The organism is Halobellus sp. Atlit-38R, from assembly GCF_003665925.1.
Classification (GTDB): domain Archaea; phylum Halobacteriota; class Halobacteria; order Halobacteriales; family Haloferacaceae; genus Haloquadratum; species Haloquadratum inordinatus.
Genome location: NZ_QXIJ01000345.1, coordinates 1 through 453, shown reverse-complemented (window position 1 = coordinate 453; position 453 = coordinate 1). Strand labels below are relative to the sequence as shown.

Annotated in this window: 1 protein-coding gene and 1 pseudogene; one reads left to right on the top strand and one right to left on the bottom strand. The window is 64.7% G+C overall.

Annotated features, from left to right (window positions below):
- Window positions 1-103: pseudogene (locus D3D02_RS21610) on the top strand (transcriptional regulator); the annotation flags it as partial.
- 134 nt (window positions 104-237) lie between these two features.
- Here D3D02_RS21610 and D3D02_RS19750 read toward each other — a convergent pair.
- Window positions 238-453 (bottom strand): flagella cluster protein (locus tag D3D02_RS19750; protein ID WP_121571394.1); only part of this gene is annotated, 216 nt, incomplete at its 5' end.

The window sequence follows — 453 nt, the reverse complement described above, 5'->3', positions numbered from 1 at the left end:
CGGCGCGATACAGCCGGTCGTCCCGTTCGACCGCATCGAAGTCCACATCGACTACCCGCTCATCGATGACGGCGATGCCGACAGCGCCCCCGCGAGCGCGTAGTCGGTTCTCTCAAGCCGGGAGGGTTCTCAGCGATCAGTTCGCACACTTCAGCGACCAGCCTTCTCAGGCGAGTAAGCGTCTGCGGAAGGGATTTCAACGCGGTTGACGCTCCGCAGAACTGATCCCCTGTGCGCTCAGTGCCTGAACAGGTAGACGGCGTCGTCGTCGCGGAGCAGACAGAACCGCGCGCCGTCGTTCTCGGGGAACGTCGTTCCCGCCTGCCGCGTGACGAAGAGCCGCGAGAAGACGTCGTCGCACACGGGACACGCCATCGCTTCCCTGTTCTCCCAGAGGCTCGTCCGACCGGAGTCGCGGAGCTGTTTCAGTTCGTGGCGGTGGTCGTGGACGTC